The organism is Pseudomonas sp. AC136 (genome assembly GCF_979258585.1).
Window position 1 is genome coordinate 2,149,657 of sequence record NZ_OZ409865.1, and the last position, 15,597, is coordinate 2,165,253.

The 15,597-nt window shown below is 58.1% G+C and carries 17 protein-coding genes; 7 read left to right on the top strand and 10 right to left on the bottom strand.

Translation table 11 applies throughout. The features are described from left to right. Positions 1 to 32: 32 nt before the first annotated feature. Complete coding sequence (gene rsmI / locus ACZZZU_RS09715; RefSeq protein ID WP_122494282.1) at positions 33 to 896, bottom strand: 16S rRNA (cytidine(1402)-2'-O)-methyltransferase; 864 nt, start codon at positions 894 to 896, stop codon at positions 33 to 35. Positions 897 to 1,030: 134 nt separating this feature from the next. On the opposite strand from rsmI, the gene ACZZZU_RS09720 reads away from it, so the two are divergent. From ACZZZU_RS09720 to ACZZZU_RS09735, 4 genes are all read left to right on the top strand, one after another. Next, positions 1,031 to 2,842: a penicillin-binding protein activator gene (locus tag ACZZZU_RS09720; RefSeq protein ID WP_463552126.1), complete on the top strand. Its 1,812-nt coding sequence runs from the start codon at positions 1,031 to 1,033 to the stop codon at positions 2,840 to 2,842. Further along, positions 2,843 to 3,214: a YraN family protein gene (locus tag ACZZZU_RS09725; RefSeq protein ID WP_463550468.1), complete on the top strand. Its 372-nt coding sequence runs from the start codon at positions 2,843 to 2,845 to the stop codon at positions 3,212 to 3,214. Positions 3,215 to 3,399: 185 nt separating this feature from the next. Further along, entirely contained in the window at positions 3,400 to 3,993 is a 594-nt protein-coding gene (locus ACZZZU_RS09730; protein WP_122452443.1) for a phosphoheptose isomerase, read from the top strand. Next, entirely contained in the window at positions 3,990 to 4,520 is a 531-nt protein-coding gene (locus tag ACZZZU_RS09735; protein WP_463383707.1) for a BON domain-containing protein, read from the top strand. Before ACZZZU_RS09730 ends, ACZZZU_RS09735 begins: the two co-directional genes overlap by 4 nt. Positions 4,521 to 4,607: 87 nt before the next feature. Here the strand turns inward: ACZZZU_RS09735 and ACZZZU_RS09740 are convergent, their stop codons facing one another. From ACZZZU_RS09740 to rplM, 7 genes are all read right to left on the bottom strand, one after another. Continuing rightward, positions 4,608 to 5,021, bottom strand: coding sequence for a ClpXP protease specificity-enhancing factor (locus tag ACZZZU_RS09740; protein WP_122494287.1), 414 nt, complete (start codon positions 5,019 to 5,021; stop codon positions 4,608 to 4,610). Positions 5,022 to 5,038: 17 nt separating this feature from the next. Continuing rightward, positions 5,039 to 5,656, bottom strand: a complete 618-nt coding sequence (locus tag ACZZZU_RS09745) for a glutathione S-transferase N-terminal domain-containing protein (protein WP_122452440.1) — start codon at positions 5,654 to 5,656, stop codon at positions 5,039 to 5,041. Positions 5,657 to 5,748: 92 nt separating this feature from the next. Continuing rightward, positions 5,749 to 6,531 carry a cytochrome c1 gene (locus ACZZZU_RS09750; protein WP_122494290.1) on the bottom strand — a complete coding sequence of 261 codons (783 nt, stop codon included), beginning with the start codon at positions 6,529 to 6,531 and terminating at the stop codon, positions 5,749 to 5,751. After that, positions 6,531 to 7,742, bottom strand: a complete 1,212-nt coding sequence (locus ACZZZU_RS09755) for a cytochrome b (protein WP_122494291.1) — start codon at positions 7,740 to 7,742, stop codon at positions 6,531 to 6,533. Before ACZZZU_RS09755 ends, ACZZZU_RS09750 begins: the two co-directional genes overlap by 1 nt. Then, the gene (gene petA / locus ACZZZU_RS09760) at positions 7,742 to 8,335 is read right to left on the bottom strand and encodes a ubiquinol-cytochrome c reductase iron-sulfur subunit (protein ID WP_122494293.1); all 594 of its coding nucleotides are present in this window, start codon (positions 8,333 to 8,335) and stop codon (positions 7,742 to 7,744) included. Before petA ends, ACZZZU_RS09755 begins: the two co-directional genes overlap by 1 nt. 252 nt (positions 8,336 to 8,587) lie before the next feature. After that, positions 8,588 to 8,980, bottom strand: a complete 393-nt coding sequence (gene rpsI, locus ACZZZU_RS09765) for a 30S ribosomal protein S9 (protein ID WP_122452435.1) — start codon at positions 8,978 to 8,980, stop codon at positions 8,588 to 8,590. A 14-nt stretch (positions 8,981 to 8,994) separates the two neighbouring features. Further along, complete coding sequence (gene rplM, locus ACZZZU_RS09770) at positions 8,995 to 9,423, bottom strand: 50S ribosomal protein L13 (protein WP_110616662.1); 429 nt, start codon at positions 9,421 to 9,423, stop codon at positions 8,995 to 8,997. Between the two features lie 237 nt (positions 9,424 to 9,660). Here rplM and ACZZZU_RS09775 point away from each other — a divergent pair, with 237 nt between their 5' ends. Next, positions 9,661 to 10,698 carry an NADP(H)-dependent aldo-keto reductase gene (locus ACZZZU_RS09775; RefSeq protein WP_463550469.1) on the top strand — a complete coding sequence of 346 codons (1,038 nt, stop codon included), beginning with the start codon at positions 9,661 to 9,663 and terminating at the stop codon, positions 10,696 to 10,698. Positions 10,699 to 10,757: 59 nt separating this feature from the next. Here the strand turns inward: ACZZZU_RS09775 and ACZZZU_RS09780 are convergent, their stop codons facing one another. Next, positions 10,758 to 11,894 (bottom strand): acyl-CoA dehydrogenase family protein, encoded by a 1,137-nt coding sequence (locus tag ACZZZU_RS09780; protein WP_122494297.1) that lies wholly within the window; start codon positions 11,892 to 11,894, stop codon positions 10,758 to 10,760. 249 nt (positions 11,895 to 12,143) lie between these two features. Between ACZZZU_RS09780 and ACZZZU_RS09785 the strand changes: the two genes are divergently transcribed. Then, positions 12,144 to 13,049 carry a GlxA family transcriptional regulator gene (locus ACZZZU_RS09785; RefSeq protein WP_463384749.1) on the top strand — a complete coding sequence of 302 codons (906 nt, stop codon included), beginning with the start codon at positions 12,144 to 12,146 and terminating at the stop codon, positions 13,047 to 13,049. Between the two features lie 73 nt (positions 13,050 to 13,122). Continuing rightward, the gene (locus tag ACZZZU_RS09790) at positions 13,123 to 14,088 is read left to right on the top strand and encodes a hypothetical protein (RefSeq protein ID WP_122494301.1); all 966 of its coding nucleotides are present in this window, start codon (positions 13,123 to 13,125) and stop codon (positions 14,086 to 14,088) included. A 218-nt stretch (positions 14,089 to 14,306) separates the two neighbouring features. On the opposite strand, the gene zapE is transcribed toward ACZZZU_RS09790, so the two are convergent. Further along, positions 14,307 to 15,401 carry a cell division protein ZapE gene (zapE, locus tag ACZZZU_RS09795; RefSeq protein ID WP_463550470.1) on the bottom strand — a complete coding sequence of 365 codons (1,095 nt, stop codon included), beginning with the start codon at positions 15,399 to 15,401 and terminating at the stop codon, positions 14,307 to 14,309. Positions 15,402 to 15,597: the final 196 nt, after the last annotated feature.

Genomic DNA, 15,597 nt, shown 5'->3' on the forward strand with positions numbered 1-15,597 from the left:
GGCAGCCTCCTGTTAGAACAAGCCGAAATCCGTTATTGCCGCTCCAGGGCCACCTGATAGAGCAGGTTCTTGCGCACCCCAGTGATCTCCGCCGCCACGGCAGCCGCGCGTTTGAGCGGCATTTCCTTGAGCAGTAAATCGAGCACGCGCAGGGTGTCGGCGCTTACCGCTTCCTCGCCTTCCGGCGCCTGCCAACCGGCCACCAGCACCACACATTCGCCGCGCTGCTGGTTGCTGTCGCCCGCCACCCAAGCGCGCAACTCGGCAAGCGGCAGGCCATTCAATGTCTCAAATGTCTTGGTCAGTTCACGCGCCAACAAGGCCACGCGCTCGCCGCCAAACACCAGCTCCATGTCTTCCAGGCATTCGAGAATACGGTGCGGCGCTTCGTAGAAAATCAGCGTGCGCGGCTCTTCTTTTACAGCTTCCAACCGCGCTCGGCGGCCGACCGCTTTGGCGGGCAAGAAGCCCTCGAAGATAAATCGATCAGACGGCAACCCGGCAGCCGACAGCGCCGCGATCAGCGCGCAAGGCCCGGGCACCGGTACCACTTTTATGCCAGCGGCACGCACTTGTCGCACGAGGTGGTAGCCGGGATCGGAAATTAGCGGCGTACCCGCGTCAGAAATCAGCGCTACGTCATCACCCGCCTGCAGGCGCGATAGAAAACGACTGCCTTCATCACGCTCGTTGTGCTCATGGCAGGCCGCCAGCGGTGTAGGAATGCCGAAATGTTGCATCAGACGCATGGAATGACGCGTGTCTTCAGCGGCAATCAGCGCAACGTCGCGCAGAATCTTCAACGCCCGAGCGCTGATATCGTCTAGGTTGCCGATGGGTGTGGCGACCACATAGAGGGTACCGGCGGTGGAATTCAAAGCACCCTGAGTGGTCACAACGCACACCTCTTAAATCTCGGAAAGCGCGCATTGTAGCCCGATTCACAGCATCGACATCGCGCCTGGGGTGCCCCTTGGGTACAATCCGCCCTCTTCGATCAAGTACCAGGAACGTCTACATGATCAACCGCCTGACCGCCGGCCTGCGCCCGCTCCTCGCTATCAGCCTTGCCGCTCTCCTGGCCGCTTGCTCAAGCTCGCCGTCCTCCACCCTTGGCGAATTGCCGCGCACGCCGCAGGCCAGCATCGATCAGTTGTTGCAGCAAGCCGCCGAAGCCAAACCGGAAGAAGCCGCTTCGTTGCGTCTGGCGGCTGCCGATCAGGCCTACCAACAGAAGGACGTCGGTCGCGCCGCGCAGATTCTCGATCAGGTTCCGATCGCCACCTTGAAACCGGCCCAGCAAGTGTTTGCCGCCACGCTGAGCGCCGAACTCGCGCTGGCCCGAGGCAAACCGAAAAATGCCCTGACGGCGCTCGACCAGCCCGGCATGCAACGCCTGGCCGAGCTGCCGGTTGAGCAGCAGGTACGCACCCAACTGGTTCGCGCTCAGGCGCTGGAAGCCGATGGCCAGACTCTCGCTGCCGCACGCGAGCGCGTATTTATCGCGCCACTGCTAAGCGGCGACCGCGCTGTCGAAAACCATGAGCACATCTGGACTCTGGTATCTGCATTGCCTGTCGATCAGTTGCAAGGCGGCGGTGATGCCGACCTCGCCGGCTGGCTGCAATTGGCAGGCGTGGTGAAAACCGCCGGCACGCTGCAACAGCAGCAAGCCGCCATCGACACCTGGCGCCAGCAGAATCCGCAGCACCCCGCTGCCGAACATCTGCCCGCTCCGCTGACCAAACTCAAGGAACTCGCCAGCCAGCCGCTGACCAAAGTCGCTCTTCTGCTGCCTCAGGACGGCCAACTGGCTTCCGTGGCCCGCGCTCTGCGTGACGGCTTTATGGCCGCGCACTTCCAGGCTCAGCAAGCCGGCCAGAATCCGCCAAGCGTCGAGCTTTACGACAGCTCGCGCCTGGCCTCGATGGACGAGTTTTACCGTCAGGCGCAGGCGTCTGGCGTGCAGCTGGTGATTGGCCCGCTGGAGAAAAATCTGGTCAAGCAACTGAGTGATCGCGAGCAGTTGCCGATTACCACGCTGGCGCTTAACTACAGCGAGGTCGGCCGCGAAGGCCCGCCGCAGTTGTTCCAGTTCGGCCTGGCCGCTGAAGACGAAGCGCGCGAAGTTTCACGCCGGGCGTGGGATGACGGCATGCGTCGCGCCGTCGCTCTGGTGCCGCGTGGCGAATGGGGCGACCGTGTACTGGACGCCTTCCGTCAAAGCTGGCAAGCCAAAGGCGGCAGCCTGATCGCGGCTGAACACGTCGACCAACCCGTAGAGCTCGCTCAGCAGATTGCCGACCTGTTCCAGCTGCGCCAGAGCGAAGCACGCGCCAAACGCCTGCAGAGCGTGCTGGGCACTCAAGTTGCCGCACAACCTGCACGTCGCCAGGACATCGACTTCATCTTCCTCGCCGCCACGCCTCAGCAAGCCCAACAGATCAAGCCCACGCTGGCCTTCCAGTACGCCGGTGACGTGCCGGTGTATGCCACCTCGCACCTGTTCACCGGCGGCAGCAATCCGGCGCAGTATCAGGATCTGAACGGCATCCGTTTCTGCGAAACGCCGTGGCTGCTCGACGCCAATGACCCACTGCGCCAACAAGTCAGCGGCCAATGGCCCCAGGCCGCGGGCAGCCTCGGCCGCCTGTACGCCATGGGCGTGGACGCGTATCGCCTGGCACCGCGCCTAACCGAGCTCAAGGCATTGCCGCAAAGCCGCGTCGACGGCCTGTCCGGCAGCCTGAGCCTCACCGCCAGCCAACGCGTTGAGCGCCAGTTGCCATGGGCCGAGTTCCGCGACGGCACCGTTCAGCGCCTGCCCGATAGCGGCTTCTGATTGATCGCTGCCAGCACGCAAACAGCAGGCCGTGAAGGCGAAGCAGAGGCGTTCGAGCACCTGCGCCGGCACGGCTTGAAGCTGCTAAGCAAGAATTGGCGCTGCAAGGGCGGCGAGCTCGATCTGGTCATGCTGGACGGCGATACAGTAGTATTCGTCGAAGTTCGCGCCCGCCGGCATAGCGCCTGGGGTGGCGCCGTTGAAAGCGTTGATGGCCGCAAGCAGCAGAAGCTGATAATCGCCGCCAGCAGCTTTCTTCAGCAGCAACCTCGCTGGGCCAAACATCCGTGCCGTTTCGATGTCGTAGCCATCAATACGGCCGAAACCCAGTCGAGCCGCCTGAACTGGATTCGCAACGCGTTTGATACCTGAATCAGCCTGAACCAACACAATCGATTGCCGGCAGTACGCTGTGCGGCAGCAAGTTAGTGCAAGACCGAACCTGGTTTCGGCACAGCCAGCAGCGACTGCGGCGCCGAGCGATTTTTACCTGTAACAGGCAGGCGCCAGCATTACCCTGGCCCACCTGATCAGCAGCCACACTGAAGGTCATTCCGATGGACATGCAAGCCCGTATCCGCCAGCTGTTTCAAGCCAGTATCGAAACCAAACAGCAAGCCATGGAGGTGCTGATTCCTTACATCGAGCACGGCAGTCTGGTCATGGTTCAAGCCCTGCTCAACGAAGGCAAAATTCTCACCTGCGGCAACGGCGGCTCTGCCGGCGATGCGCAGCACTTTTCCTCCGAACTGCTCAACCGCTTCGAACGTGAACGTCCAAGCTTGCCAGCCATCGCGCTGACTACCGACAGCTCGACCATTACTTCGATCGCCAACGATTACAGCTACAACGAAGTGTTTTCCAAGCAGATTCGCGCCCTGGGCCAGCCTGGCGACGTATTGTTGGCCATCTCCACCAGCGGCAACTCCGCCAACGTCATCCAGGCGATTCAGGCCGCTCACGACCGCGAAATGATCGTCGTCGCCCTCACCGGCCGCGACGGCGGCGGCATGGCCTCGCTGCTGCTGCCAGAAGACGTGGAAATCCGTGTTCCATCGAAAGTTACCGCACGCATTCAGGAAGTCCATTTGCTGGCCATCCACTGCCTGTGCGACCTGATTGATAGCCAACTGTTTGGGAGTGAAGAATGACCCGTTCGCCATTAATCCTTGCCGCTCTTGCCATCACTCTGGTGCTTTCCGGGTGTGGCAGCCGTTCGTTCGGCAACAAGATCGATGACCAATTCATCCCATCGAACGTCGAGCAGAAGATCAAACAGGCCAGCCCTGATTTGGCCAATGGCTCGCACATCATTGTTACCAGCTACAACGGCATCGTGCTGCTGGCAGGACAAACCCCACGTGCGGACTTGAAAGCCTCTGCCGAGCAAGCTGCTCGCTCTGTACAAGGCGTGCGCAAGGTTTACAACGAACTGCAAGTGACCGCGCCCTCCTCGGCGCTGGCGCGCAGCAATGACGCCTTGCTGACCACTAAAATCAAAACCGAAATGCTCGCCGACAGCAGCGTGTCGAGTTCGCAGATCAAGGTGGTCACCGAGAACGGGATCGTCTACATGCTTGGCGTGGTAAGCCGTCAGCAAGCGCAACTGGCGACCAACCTAGTCCAAGGCGTATCGGGCGTTCAGAAGATCGTGAAGCTGTTCGAGTACGTCGACTAAGTCGATTCGCAGGCAATAAAAAAGGCGATCTTCGGATCGCCTTTTTTATTGGGTCGGGTTTCATGTTGCGCGAAACCCGCCGACGCTTTACTTGACCACCTTCAAGCTCGGCCGGCCGCTTGGACGCGGTGGCTCGGAACCTGATGGGCCGTCGTCATCCGGATCATCGTCTGGCTCTTCGTCAGCCACCGGCGATTCCAAATCAAAGACCATGCCCTGGCCGTTCTCCCGCGCATAAATCGCCAGCACGGCAGAAGCCGGAATGAACAAGGTATGCGCAATGCCACCGAATCGCCCTTCGAAGCTCACCGCCTCGTTATCCATGTGCAAATGGCGAACGGCGCTAGGCGATACATTCAAGACAATCTGACCGTCATTGGCGAAACCTTGCGGCACTTGCACGTTCGGGTATTCCGCGTTTACCAACAGATGCGGTGTGCAATCGTTATCGACGATCCACTCGTATAAAGCGCGAATCAGATACGGACGACTGGAGTTCATCAAAAGCTCCTTCAGCTTCAGCGCATATCGCGCTCTACACCCGACAGGCTGATTTGGAAGGCCTCACGGGCGAACTGGCGCTCCATGTAATCGAGCAGCGGTTTCGCCGGTTTGGGCAGTTCGATGCCTAATATCGGCAACCGCCACAGGATCGGCAAGAGGCAACAATCTACCAAACTCAACTCGTCACTGAGGAAATAAGCCTTGTCGGCAAACAATGGCGATACGCCGGTCAGGCTCTCGCGCAGTTCTTTGCGGGCCTGAACGCGCGCTGGCTCTTTGCTGCGCGGATCAAGTATCTGGTCTACCAATACGCACCAGTCGCGCTGAATACGGTGCATCAGCAAACGGCTATTGGCGCGTGCCACCGGATACACCGGCAGGAGCGGTGGATGTGGGTAACGCTCGTCAAGATATTCCATCACGACCGTTGACTCGTACAACGCCAAATCACGGTCCACCAAGGTCGGCAGACTGGCGTAAGGATTGACCTCAACCAGCTTGGGCGGTGTACGCCCGGGTTCGACGTTGATGATTTCCGCGCTAACACCTTTCTCGGCGAGCACGATACGTACGCGATGGGAATAGTGATCGGCGGGGTCGGAGTAGCAGGCCAACCGGTTGGTCACGCCCATGGCGATCCTCCTCGCTTGTTAAAGTTATTTGAAGCAGAAAAACGTGCGCGCCCAATTGGGCGCGCAAGTCGACAGCGGAGAATACCAGTTACTTAGTGCACATCCTTCCAGTATTCACGCTTCAGCAGATACGCGAACACAAAGAAGAAGGCCAAGTACAGCAGCACGTAAGTACCGATGCGCTCGCTTTTAAGCTTCACTGGGTTTGCCGAGTAGGCGAGGAAGGTCACAAGATTTTTGATCTTCTCGTCGAACTCAGCTTCGTTCAACTTGCCGGTCTTCGGCACGATGGTGAGCTGGTCACAGGCTTCGTGGGTCAGCGGAGTACCGGTGAGTGGGTCGTACTGCTTTTTACCGTCCTCAACCACCTGTACTTGCTTGCAGCCTACAACCTGACGACCTTGCAGACCGACCAGCACGTTAGGCATACCCACGTTCGGGAACACCTTGTTGTTCACACCCCAAGGGCGTGCCGGGTCTTCGTAGAAGTTGCGCAGATAGCTGTAGAGCCAATCGTTGCCACGAACACGAGCCACCAAGGTCAGGTCGGGCGGAGCCGCACCGAACCACTTCTTGGCATCAACCGGCGACATGCTGTTTTTCATCAGGTCGCCAATTTTTGCACCGGTGAAAACCAGGTTGCTAAGCATCAGGTCATGCGGGATGCCGAGGTCATCGGCAACGCGCTCGTAACGCTGAAACTTGGCGCTGTGGCAGCCCATGCAGTAGTTGGCGAAGGTACGCGCGCCGTCTTGCATGGCGGCTTTGTCGGTCAGGTCAATATCAACCGAATCCAACTCAGGGCCATGGCCAGTGTTGGCGAACGCGATGGCCGGCAGAACAGCGAAAACTAGTGCAGCAAATAGCTTTTTCATCAGCCAGTCACCCTTTCCGGAACCGGTTTGGTCTTCTCAAGCTTGGTGTAGAACGGCATGAGGATGAAGTATGCGAAGTACAAGAAGGTGCAGATACGCGACAGCAACGTGCGCTCGTCGGTCGGGGCCAATACGCCCAACACGCCCAGAATCACGAAGGAAACGCAGAACACCGCCAGCCAGATTTTGCTCATCCAGCCTTTGTACTTCATCGACTTAACCGGGCTACGGTCAAGCCATGGAAGTACGAACAGAACAGCAATTGCAGCACCCATGGCGATTACGCCGAGCAACTTATCCGGTACCGCACGCAGAATTGCGTAGAACGGTGTGAAGTACCAAACCGGAGCAATGTGTTCTGGCGTCTTGAACGAGTTCGCGACTTCGAAGTTCGGCTTCTCAAGGAAATATCCGCCCATTTCTGGGAAGAAGAAGATGATCGAACAGAAGATGAACAGGAACACCACCACGCCGACGATATCTTTCACGGTGTAGTACGGGTGGAAGGCAATGCCGTCCAACGGTACGCCGTTCTCGTCTTTGAACTTCTTGATGTCCACGCCTTGCGGGTTGTTCGAACCGACTTCGTGCAGTGCCAGAATGTGCAGCACGACCAGGCCCAGAATCACGATCGGCAAGGCGATAACGTGTAGCGCAAAGAAGCGGTTCAGGGTGATGCCAGAGATGAGGTAGTCACCACGGATCCACTGAGTCAGGTCATCGCCGATCACCGGAATCGCACCGAACAGCGAGATGATTACCTGGGCGCCCCAGTACGACATCTGACCCCACGGCAGGAGATAGCCCATGAACGCTTCAGCCATCAGCGCCAGGTAGATCAACATACCGAACACCCAAACGAGCTCACGCGGCTTCTGATACGACCCGTAAAGCAAGCCACGGAACATATGCAGATAAACCACGATGAAGAACGCCGACGCGCCGGTGGAGTGCATCAGACGAATGATCCAGCCGTATTCCACATCACGCATGATGTATTCAACGGAGGCGAAAGCCTCTTCGGCGGACGGGGTGTAGCTCATGGTCAGCCAGACGCCGGTCAGGATCTGGTTAACCAGAACCAGCAGAGCCAGCGAGCCAAAGAAGTAGAAGAAGTTGAAGTTCTTCGGTGCGTAATACTTGCTGAGATGGTCTTCCCACATTTTTGTGGCGGGAAAGCGCGCATCTACCCACTCCATGAATTTGCTCATCAGGCTTTCTCCTGGTCCACACCGATGACAATGACGTCGTCAGACTCGTAAGAGTGAGGCGGCACTGGCAGATTCAACGGGGCTGGTTGCGATTTATAGACACGACCCGCGAGGTCGTAGCGCGAACCGTGGCATGGGCAGAAGTAGCCACCGACCCATTCAGCGCCGAGGTCAGCCGGAGCCACTTCAGGACGGAAGGATGGCGAGCAACCCAGGTGGGTGCAGATACCGACCAACACTAAAATCTCCGGGCGGATCGAACGCACAGTCGGGTCGACATAGGTGGGCTGCACGGAAGCTTTCGACTCCGGGTCAGACATCCGATCGTGGATCTTGGTCAGGTTGCCCAGAATTTCATCTGTACGGCGAACGATGAATACCGGCTGGCCGCGCCACTCAGCAATCATCTGCTGACCTGGTTCGACTTTGCTGACATTCACCTTCACCGCAGCACCAGCGGCCTTGGCCTTGGCACTCGGGAACCATGACCCCACGAACGGGACCGCAGCACCCACCGCTCCTGCAGCACCGACCACCGAAGTGGCTGCTACAAGGAAGCGACGCCGGCCTGCATTCACGCCGTCATTGCTCATTCAGTCGTCTCCCATCAGCTTTGTGGCCTGTTATTCAGGCATCTACTAAGTAAAATTCAAGCCGCGCAAAAAATTTGCCAAATGGTAAAGAAAAGCCCCATTTCTGACAAGGCAATTACTGGATACAAAATGGCTGAAAGCCTTGCCGGACGTGGCATTTACCGGTGCGGCAAGTTGTCGCAATTAATACTCTCGCCCATAAAAAACGCCCAGTTCCTTTGGGAAACTGGGCGTCTTTGAACGAAGTGCGAATTAACGCTTCGAGTACTGCGGACGCTTACGCGCTTTACGCAGACCGACTTTCTTACGTTCAACTTCACGAGCGTCACGAGTGACGAAACCAGCTTTGCGCAGAGCAGGACGCAGAGCTTCATCATAGTCCATCAGAGCACGAGTGATGCCGTGACGGATCGCGCCAGCCTGGCCGCTTACACCACCACCCAGAACGGTGACGTAGATGTCGAATTTTTCAACAGTCTCAGTCAGCTCCAGCGGCTGGCGAACTACCATGCGGGCAGTTTCGCGACCGAAGAAGTTTTCCAGGGTGCGGTTGTTGATGGAGATCTTGCCAGTGCCTGCACGCAGGAAAACGCGAGCGGTTGCAGTCTTGCGACGGCCAGTGCCGTAATTTTGAGTCGCCGACATAATGAACTATTCCGTTAAATCTTCAGTTCTTGGGGCTGCTGAGCAGTGTGTGGGTGAACAGCACCCTTGTACACTTTCAGCTTACGGTACATGTCGCGACCCAGCGGGTTCTTCGGCAGCATGCCTTTAACCGCGGTCTCGATCACACGCTCAGGCGCCTTGGCGATCAACTTTTCAAAGTTGATCGACTTGATGCCACCCGGGAAACCGGAGTGAGAGTAGTACATCTTGTCAGTGGTCTTAGCACCGGTTACACGCACTTGCTCAGCGTTGATAACGACGATGTAGTCGCCAGTATCAACGTGCGGGGTGTATTCGGCTTTGTGCTTGCCACGCAGACGGCTAGCGATTTCTGTGGCCAGACGACCCAGAGTCTGACCTGCAGCGTCGACGACAAACCAGTCGCGCTTAACAGTTTCCGGTTTAGCAGTAAAAGTTTTCATTCTTTAATAGCCTCAGGGGCCGCCCTGAAAATAAGACGGCGGATCTTACTGAATAGTGCGCGCTTTGACAAGCAAAGGCAGCCAGAGACGGACGCTATCGGGGGCTCGGGTCATCACGTCCGTACGGCGGATTCAAGCAGGCTAGGCATCCCCTGCTGAAAACAGCTGCGGAATTATGCCGATTGCAGGAAAAATATCAACCTGATTTGATGGTCACTTTTGCACGAGGAGAAATTCATGCAGTTTCGTAAGCTCGGCCGCACCGATTTGAACGTCAGCGCTATCTGTCTAGGCACCATGACCTGGGGCGAGCAGAACACCCAGGAGCACGCTTTCGAGCAGATCGATATCGCCCGCGCCGCTGGCGTGAACTTCATCGACACCGCGGAAATGTACCCCGTCCCGCCACGCGCAGAGACGTACAGCCGCACCGAACAAATCATCGGCAACTACTTCAAAGCCCGCGGCAACCGTGGCGACTGGATTCTCGCCAGCAAGATCGCCGGCCCCGGCAATGGTATTTCTCACATCCGTGACGGCCAGCTGAAACACAACCGTGCGCACATCGTGGCCGCTGTTGACGCCAGCCTGAAGCGTCTGCAAACCGACTACATCGACCTCTACCAACTGCACTGGCCTGAGCGCAGCACTAACTTTTTCGGCCAGCTCGGCTATCAACATAAAGATGAAGACTTCACGCCCATCGCCGAAATCCTTGAGGTGCTGGATGAGCAAGTGAAGGCCGGCAAGATCCGTCACATCGGTCTTTCCAACGAAACCCCGTGGGGCGCCATGAAGTTTCTGCAGCTCGCCGACCAATTGGGCCTGCCGCGTGCGGTGTCGATTCAGAACCCGTACAACCTGCTGAACCGCACGTTCGAAGTCGGCCTGGCTGAAGTGGCAATCAGAGAGCAATGCGGGCTGTTGGCCTACTCGCCTTTAGCCTTCGGCATGCTCTCCGGCAAATACGAAGGCGGCGCCCGACCGGCCAACGCGCGCATCAGTTTGTTCAGCCGCTTCACGCGGTACACCAACCCCCAGGCAGAAGCGGCGTGCTCGCGCTACGTCGCGCTGGCGCGTGAAAACGGCTTGGATCCTGCGCAGATGGCGCTGGCATTCGTGACAGCTCGCCCCTTCGTTACCAGCAATATCATCGGCGCTACCAGCAACGAGCAGTTGCGCAGCAACCTGGCCAGCGCGGAACTTACCCTGAGTACCGAGCTGCTGGAACAGATCGACGCCATCCACAAAACCCAGCCGAACCCGGCGCCGTAATTCCCCGCAAGAACGAAAAAGCCCGGCACTCAGCCGGGCTTTTCAGTTACACCAAGCACTCACAACGACCGCGAAATAATTTCCTTCATGATCTCGTTGGTGCCAGCGTAAATGCGCTGTACCCGCGCATCCGCCCACGAGCGCGCGACCGGGTATTCCCACATGTAGCCGTAACCGCCGTGCAACTGCACGCACTCATCCAGCACTTTGCATTGCAGGTCGGTCGTCCAGTATTTGCACATGGCGGCGGTAGGCACATCGAGCTTACCTTCCAGATGCTGCTCCAGGCAGCGGTCGACGAATACACGCCCCACCTGCACCTCTGTGGCAATTTCCGCCAGTTTGAAGCGCGTGTTCTGAAAGTCGCTGATCGCTTTGCCGAACGCTTTGCGCTCGCGGGTGTAATCCAGCGTCCACTTCAGGGCAGCTTCGGCATTAGCCAATGCGCCCAGCGCCACGGTCAGGCGCTCTTGCGGCAGCTCTTGCATAAGGTAGGCGAAGCCCATGCCGGCCTGGCCGAGCAGGTTTTCCTTGGGAATGCGTACGTCCTGGAAGAACAATTCGGACGTGTCCTGCGCCTTCATGCCGACCTTCTCCAAGCGCTTGCCCTTGGAAAAGCCCGGCGTCCCCGCTTCAACGAGGAAAAGACTGGTGCCCTTAGCGCCAGCTTTAGGATCGGTTTTGGCCACGACGATCACCAGATCGGCGAGAAAACCGTTGGTGATGAAGGTCTTCGAGCCATTAAGCACGTACTCATCGCCATCCAACACAGCGGTGGTTTTCACGCCTTGCAGGTCGGACCCGGCACCCGGCTCGGTCATGGCAATGGCGGTGACCATTTCGCCCGATACCAGCTTGGGCAGGTATTTGAGTTTCAGATGCTCAGAGCCGTAATGCAGGATGTAAGGCGCGACGATGTCCGAGTGCAGCGAGAAGCCGATGCCACTCAACCCAAGGCGACTGATTTCTTCGATGACCACAGTGCTGTAGAGGAAATCGGCCGCCATGCCGCCATATTCTTCCGGCAGATGGGAGCAGAGCATGCCGGCCTCGCCCGCCTTGTTCCAAAGCGCGCGGTCGATATGGCCGTCCTTTTCCCACTGATGATGGAAAGGCACGGCTTCCTGTTCGAGGAACTTGCGCACGCTGTCGCGAAACAGCTCATGGTCCGAGCTGAACAGGGTTCTTGGAATCATTGTTTTACCCACTGAATACGTCTGGAGCCGGGATTGGCATGGCGCCGACTGTAGGACAGTCAAACGTTCAGACGCACTGGACACATGCGACAAAAAATAAGACGATCCAGCCAGCCACTGACCACTATCCCCTAATAAGAATAAGCATCCATGCCAACCGCTCAGCCCAGCGCACTCAAACGCGTCGCCATACTGGCCATCGAAGGCGTGTTCGCCTCCACGCTTATGCAAGCCAAAGACTTCTTCCACATGGCCAGCCTGCGCTACGGCCGCCAACTGGGGCTGGGCCTCACGCCCGCTTTCGAAATCCATTTGGTAAGTCCTGATGGCCAGCCTGCGCGCAGCTTCAGCGATGTGGTGTTGCCGGTCGAAGGAGGCCTGGAGCCAGCCGACATCATCATCCTGCCGGCGTACTGGGGCGACTTCGACACATTGCACCAGCGCTACCCGCAAATTCTGACGTGGCTGCGCAAGCAGCACGCCGCTGGCAGCATGATCTGCGGCGAGGCCATGGGCGTGTTCTGGATGGCGCAGTCCGGCTTGCTGGACGGCAAAGAGGCTACGACCTACTGGCGTTTTTTCCGTGAGTTCAGCGAACGCTTCCCCAAGGTTCTGTTGAATCAGGAGAAACATCTTTCGGACGGCGATAATTTGTACTGTGCCGGCGGCACCACCTCGGCGTGCGATTTGTACCTGTATCTGATTGAACACTTCTGCGGCGCCAGCGTTGCCCAGGCCGTCGCCCGCGACATCCTTTACGAGGTGCAGCGCAACTACACGCCAGGCCGTATCGGCTTTGGCGGCCAGAAGCTGCATCAGGACGTGACCATTCTGCAAATTCAGCAATGGCTGGAAGAAAACTTCGCCGAGAAGTTTCGCTTTGAAGACGTGGCGCGCCAGCACGGCATGAGCATTCGCAACTTTATGCGCCGCTTTCAGACGGCAACCGGCGACAAGCCGCTGCACTACCTGCAACGGTTACGGATCGAAACAGCCAAGGGTTTGCTCAGCGCCACCCGCAAAAGCATCAAGACCATCAGCTACGAAGTGGGCTACGACGATGCCAGCTTCTTCGCGCGGTTGTTCCGTCAGCACACAGAATTGTCGCCCAACCAATACCGTCGCCAATTCCAGCAGAAGGACAGCCATTCCTAGGATGGGGGTTGGTCGCCCTGCCCTGCGACCTATGATCGGGCCTGTGAACCTCTAACAAAAACAGGTACTTGTCATGCGCTCGTTTATCTTTGCCCTGCTTACGCTGTGCAGCCTGGTGGCTGTGGCGGACGAACAATGGAAACCTTTTCCGTACGATCAAAGCGGCTTCGACTACTCCGGTGACAAGCTGCGGCAGGCCTGGCCGCAGCTGACCCGCGGCTTCGGCGACAACTATCCGTTCCCCGACGCGCAGTGGGTCATGAAGATGGCCACCAGCTACCCGAAAGCGCTGGAGATGACCGTAGCCGGCAACACCGGCTTTACCGGTAAGCCGGAAGACGCCGAGGTCTACGCGCAAAAACTGCAAAACGTCTGGCGCCTGGTATTCAAGGGCGATTTCGCCCAAGCCAAGAAAGAAGGCCTGGCCCTCGGCGTTGGCGGCCAGGTGCCGGCGATGTTTGCCCAAGTGGTGTACGCGATGTTCCTGGTACCGAATCAGGAAGAAAAGCACCGCTTACTTGAAGAAGTCATCGACTACACCGACAAGGCCGGCGAGCTGGTGCAAGCCGACACGGTCGCGCAGTTCGGCCGCGTGTATGCCAAGGCGCGACTCGGTGAAGAGCTGTCGGTGCCGGTCGTGCTCAAGCGCGGTTACACCAGCCAGATTCCGAAAGAACTTGATGCACTGCTGGCCAAACAACCGGACCAACCATTTGCTCTGGCGCTATACGGCGGCTACGAAGCCGGCGTGATTCGCAAGGTTGGGAAAATGGTGGGGAAAATGACCTACGGCGTCAGTGCCGACAAAATGGAAACCTACTTCGCGCAATCGTTTAAGCAGGCTGACAATCTGCCAATCGGCCATTACGAATACGCCAACGCGCTTACCTACGTGTATGGCGATGACGAAGAAGCCAAGGCCATTCAGCATCTGAAGCAGGCGGTCGCGCTAAAGCCCATCAATGCCATGGAGGCGTTGGAAGTGGCGCATGCCAAGGAATTGCTGAAAGAGCATGAGCAGAAGGTGGCGCAGAACTGATGCGGTTTGCGGGGCCGAACCCGACCTAAACACCGTCATCCCCAAGGCGGCGGTCGACGATTCGGGTTCCTGAGGTGCGCGGCGAACACCAAACCGTGTCCCATTCGAAATTCTGGATCCCCGCTTTCGCGGGGATGACCGAGTAAATGGTCGAGGCTCGCCTCTCAATGCCCACAAAAAAGGCTGCCCTTGGGCAGCCTTTTTTACGCTCGAATCCCTTACGGCTTATGCGCCCGCGACAGGAATTCGTGGGACTGCATTTCCAGCAACCGGCTCAGGGTGCGCTGGAATTCGAAGTTCAAGCGCCCACCGGTGTAAAGGTCTTTCAATTCGACGGCTGCCGAGATGATCAGCTTGACGTTGCGGTCGTAGAACTCGTCTACCAGGTTGATGAAGCGGCGCGCCAAGTCGTCTTCGTTGACGCCCATCTGCTCCACGTTGGAGATCAGAATCGCGTGGAAGATTTTTGCCAGTTCGATGTAGTCATTCTGGCTACGCGGCCCGTCGCACAGTTCGCGGAATTCGAACCAGGCCACGTCGTCGCAAACCTTACGTGCCGTAATGCCGCGATTTTCGATCATCAGCACTTCGTTTTCCTGCGCCTTCACGCAGTCGGGCACCAGGCTGACAAAGCTTTTGTTCAGGCTGATTTCCGCGCCTTCGTTGAGCGGCCAGTAGTAGAGCTCGGCCTGCTCAAGGGCACGCAGGCGGTAATCGACGCCACTGTCGACGTTAACGATGACCGTGTGTTCTTTCAGCAGCGCAATGGCCGGCAAGAAGCGCGCGCGTTGCAGGCCGTCTTTGTACAAACCGTCCGGCACGATGTTGGAGGTGGCGACCAGGCTGACGCCGTTTTTGAACAGCTCTTCGAGTAGCGTCGCCAGAATCATCGCGTCGGTAATGTCCGAGACGAAAAATTCGTCGAAGCAAATTACCCGCGTTTCGGCGGCGTAACGCTTGGCGATGGCTTGCAGCGGGTTTTTTTCACCGCTCAATGACGTCAGGTCTTCGTGCACGCGCTTCATGAAACGGTGGAAGTGCGTACGGGTTTTTTCTTTGAAGGGCAGCGCTTCGAAGAAGGTGTCGACCAGGTAGGTTTTGCCGCGGCCAACGCCGCCCCAGAAGTACAAACCCTTGACCGGATCGTGGTTCTTTTTGCCCAACAGTTTGCCGAACAAACCGGGCTTGTTGTCACCGGCGGCGATCAGGTCATCGTAGAGGCGTTGCAGATGGCGCACCGCAGTTTCTTGCGCGGCGTCATGGAAGAAGTCGGGACGTTTGAGGTCCGCCTGGTATCGCTCGAGGGGCGTCATCGCGTAATGCTCTCAACTATTTACTAGCTCGCGACCGGGCCGAGTGGTGGGCAGCGCGAGGCAGGTGATGGGCAGGTAACGAGTAAACAGTACCCAGGGTCTGCGTTTTGCCGACGCGCTGTGGCGCGCGTGGTGGGTCGAAACGCCCGAGACCGCAAAAACGGGGTCGTCACTTTAGCGGCGACCCCGTTGCTTG

What these genes read in the sequence shown, in the direction of transcription:
- ACZZZU_RS09730 (WP_122452443.1), top strand. Translation starts at nt 3,400, where the DNA reads ATGGACATGCAAGCCCGTATCCGCCAGCTGTTTCAAGCCAGTATCGAA.
- ACZZZU_RS09735 (WP_463383707.1), top strand. Translation starts at nt 3,990, where the DNA reads ATGACCCGTTCGCCATTAATCCTTGCCGCTCTTGCCATCACTCTGGTG.
- ACZZZU_RS09740 (WP_122494287.1), bottom strand. Translation starts at nt 5,021, where the DNA reads ATGAACTCCAGTCGTCCGTATCTGATTCGCGCTTTATACGAGTGGATC.
- ACZZZU_RS09745 (WP_122452440.1), bottom strand. Translation starts at nt 5,656, where the DNA reads ATGGGCGTGACCAACCGGTTGGCCTGCTACTCCGACCCCGCCGATCAC.
- ACZZZU_RS09750 (WP_122494290.1), bottom strand. Translation starts at nt 6,531, where the DNA reads ATGAAAAAGCTATTTGCTGCACTAGTTTTCGCTGTTCTGCCGGCCATC.
- ACZZZU_RS09755 (WP_122494291.1), bottom strand. Translation starts at nt 7,742, where the DNA reads ATGAGCAAATTCATGGAGTGGGTAGATGCGCGCTTTCCCGCCACAAAA.
- petA (WP_122494293.1), bottom strand. Translation starts at nt 8,335, where the DNA reads ATGAGCAATGACGGCGTGAATGCAGGCCGGCGTCGCTTCCTTGTAGCA.
- rpsI (WP_122452435.1), bottom strand. Translation starts at nt 8,980, where the DNA reads ATGTCGGCGACTCAAAATTACGGCACTGGCCGTCGCAAGACTGCAACC.
- rplM (WP_110616662.1), bottom strand. Translation starts at nt 9,423, where the DNA reads ATGAAAACTTTTACTGCTAAACCGGAAACTGTTAAGCGCGACTGGTTT.
- ACZZZU_RS09775 (WP_463550469.1), top strand. Translation starts at nt 9,661, where the DNA reads ATGCAGTTTCGTAAGCTCGGCCGCACCGATTTGAACGTCAGCGCTATC.
- ACZZZU_RS09780 (WP_122494297.1), bottom strand. Translation starts at nt 11,894, where the DNA reads ATGATTCCAAGAACCCTGTTCAGCTCGGACCATGAGCTGTTTCGCGAC.
- ACZZZU_RS09785 (WP_463384749.1), top strand. Translation starts at nt 12,144, where the DNA reads ATGGCCAGCCTGCGCTACGGCCGCCAACTGGGGCTGGGCCTCACGCCC.
- ACZZZU_RS09790 (WP_122494301.1), top strand. Translation starts at nt 13,123, where the DNA reads ATGCGCTCGTTTATCTTTGCCCTGCTTACGCTGTGCAGCCTGGTGGCT.
- zapE (WP_463550470.1), bottom strand. Translation starts at nt 15,401, where the DNA reads ATGACGCCCCTCGAGCGATACCAGGCGGACCTCAAACGTCCCGACTTC.